The sequence below is a fragment of the Lactobacillus sp. X-49 genome, assembly GCF_057063645.1.
Genome location: NZ_JBXSQM010000023.1, coordinates 1 through 3,216, shown reverse-complemented (window position 1 = coordinate 3,216; position 3,216 = coordinate 1). Strand labels below are relative to the sequence as shown.

General features: G+C 49.3%; 2 rRNA genes. Both read left to right on the top strand.

Features of this window, described 5'->3' with window-relative positions:
* Positions 1-103 precede the first annotated feature (103 nt).
* A 23S ribosomal RNA gene (locus ACYIAQ_RS08650) occupies positions 104-3,014 on the top strand.
* Positions 3,015-3,097: 83 nt separating this feature from the next.
* A 5S ribosomal RNA gene (rrf, locus tag ACYIAQ_RS08645) occupies positions 3,098-3,214 on the top strand.
* Positions 3,215-3,216: the final 2 nt, after the last annotated feature.

Sequence of the window (3,216 nt, the reverse complement as noted above, 5' to 3'; positions counted from 1 at the left end):
CAGGAGTTAGTACATTGAAAACTAAATATAATCCAAGAAAAAACCGAGAAACAATCAAAAGAGAACAGATTGCAAGAGCGACCGAGAGAGTATCTTAAAGTAAGGTCAAGAAAAGAAGGGCGCACGGTGAATGCCTAGGCACATGAAGGCGAAGAAGGACGTGACGAACCACGAAAGGCTTCGGGGAGCAGTAAGTAAGCAATGATCCGGAGATATCCGAATGGGGGAACCCAATGCAGCGATGCATTACTTATTAGTGAATAAATAGCTAATAAGGGCGAGACGCAGTGAACTGAAACATCTAAGTAGCTGTAGGAAGAGAAAGAAAAATCGATTTCCCAAGTAGCGGCGAGCGAAACGGAAAGAGCCCAAACCAAGCAATTTATTGTTTGGGGTTGAAGGACTGCAATAAGTGAGTAAGGCGGATAGCAGAATTATCTGGGAAGGTAAGCCAAAGAGGGTGAGAGCCCCGTAAGCGAAATCCAAGAGACAGCTAGCAGGATCCTGAGTAGGTCGGAACACGAGGAATTCCGATTGAAGCAGCGAGGACCATCTCGCAAGGCTAAATACTAACATGTGACCGATAGTGAACCAGTACCGTGAGGGAAAGGTGAAAAGAACCCCGGGAGGGGAGTGAAAGAGAACCTGAAACCGTGTGCTTACAAGTAGTCAGAGCCCATTAACGGGTGATGGCGTGCCTTTTGTAGAATGAACCGGCGAGTTACGTTAAATAGCGAGGTTAAGTCATGAAAGGACGGAGCCGCAGCGAAAGCGAGTCTGAAGAGGGCGAAAGAGTTATTTGATGTAGACCCGAAACCAAGTGACCTACCCATGACCAGGTTGAAGGTGCGGTAAAGCGCACTGGAGGACCGAACCCACGTAAGTTAAAAATTGCGGGGATGAGTTGTGGGTAGCGGTGAAATTCCAAACGAACTTGGAGATAGCTGGTTCTCTCCGAAATAGCTTTAGGGCTAGCCTGGTGCGAGGATGATAATGGAGGTAGAGCTCTGTTTGGACGAAGGGCCCGTCAGGGGTTACTGAATTCAGATAAACTGCGAATACCAGATATCAAAGCACTGGAGTCAGACTGCGAGTGATAAGATCCGTAGTCGAAAGGGAAACAGCCCAGATCACCAGTTAAGGTCCCAAAATCTATGCTAAGTGGAAAAGGATGTGGAGTTGCGTAGACAACTAGGATGTTGGCTCAGAAGCAGCCATCATTAAAAGAGTGCGTAATAGCTCACTAGTCGAGTGACGCTGCGCCGAAAATTTACCGGGGCTAAGCATAGTACCGAAACTGTGGATGCATTAGCAATAATGCGTGGTAGGAGAGCGTTCTAAATGCGGAGAAGTTTAATCGAGAGGATAAATGGAGCGTTTAGAAGTGAGAATGCCGGTATGAGTAGCGAAAGATAGGTGAGAATCCTATCCGCCGAAAGACTAAGGTTTCCTGGGGCAGGCTCGTCCGCCCAGGGTAAGTCGGGACCTAAGGCGAGGCCGAAAGGCGTAGTCGATGGACAACAGGTAGAAATTCCTGTACTGCGTTAGATCGTTAAAAACGAAGGAGGGACGCAGGAGGCAAAGAACGCATGGGATTGGAAGACCATGTTCAAGCGTCAAGTGTAACAATGAGTCAAATGCTTATTGTATAAAAGCATAAGGCGTGACGAGGAGCGAAATAAAAGTAGCGAAGGTTCGGAAGTCACACTGCCAAGAAAAGCTTCTAGTGAGAGCTAACGTACCCGTACCGCAAACCGACACAGGTAGTCGAGTGGAGAACACTAAGGTGAGCGAGAGAACTCTCGTTAAGGAACTCGGCAAAATAGCCCCGTAACTTCGGGAGAAGGGGTGCTGGTGTAAGAGCCAGCCGCAGTGAATAGGCCCAAACAACTGTTTATCAAAAACACAGGTCTCTGCAAAGTCGAAAGACGACGTATAGGGGCTGACACCTGCCCGGTGCTGGAAGGTTAAGGAGAGCTGTCAGCGCAAGCGAAGCAGCGAACTGAAGCCCCAGTAAACGGCGGCCGTAACTATAACGGTCCTAAGGTAGCGAAATTCCTTGTCGGGTAAGTTCCGACCTGCACGAAAGGTGTAATGATTTGGGCACTGTCTCAACGAGAGACTCGGTGAAATTATAATACCCGTGAAGATGCGGGTTACCCGCGACAGGACGGAAAGACCCCATGGAGCTTTACTGCAATTTGATATTGGGCAGCTGTTAAACATGTACAGGATAGGTAGGAGCCAGAGAAGATAGTACGCCAGTATTATCAGAGGCAATGTTGGGATACTACCCTTGTTTGATGGCTGCTCTAACCAGGGCCTCTAAGCGAGGCATGGGACAGTGTCAGATGGGCAGTTTGACTGGGGCGGTCGCCTCCTAAAGAGTAACGGAGGCGCCCAAAGGTTCCCTCAGAATGGTTGGAAATCATTCACAGAGTGTAAAGGTATAAGGGAGCTTGACTGCGAGAGAGACAACTCGAGCAGGGACGAAAGTCGGGCTTAGTGATCTGGTGGTACCGCATGGAAGGGCCATCACTCAACGGATAAAAGCTACCCTGGGGATAACAGGCTTATCTCCCCCAAGAGTTCACATCGACGGGGAGGTTTGGCACCTCGATGTCGGCTCGTCGCATCCTGGGGCTGAAGTAGGTCCCAAGGGTTGGGCTGTTCGCCCATTAAAGCGGCACGCGAGCTGGGTTCAGAACGTCGTGAGACAGTTCGGTCCCTATCCGTCGTGGGCGTTGGAAATTTGAGAGGAGCTGTCCTTAGTACGAGAGGACCGGGATGGACATACCGCTGGTGTACCAGTTGTCTTGCCAAAGGCATAGCTGGGTAGCTAAGTATGGCAGGGATAAGCGCTGAAAGCATCTAAGTGCGAAGCCCCCCTCAAGATGAGATTTCCCATACGAAAGTAGTAAGACACCTCAAAGACTAAGAGGTAGATAGGCTAGGAGTGGAAGAGCCGTGAGGTTTGGAGCGGACTAGTACTAATCAGTCGAGGACTTGACCAAAAGCGAAGGCAATTTGGGAAGAGAGTTAAAGGTTTAAGTAGTGGATTATATTTAGTTTTGAGTGTAAAAGCTCAAAGAGAAAGTACGGTGGCAAAAGCAAGAAGGAAACACCTGTAACCATGCCGAACACAGCAGTTAAGCTTCTTAACGCCGAGAGTAGTTGGTGGGAGACTGCCTGCGAGGGTAGGAAGCTGCCGTGCTT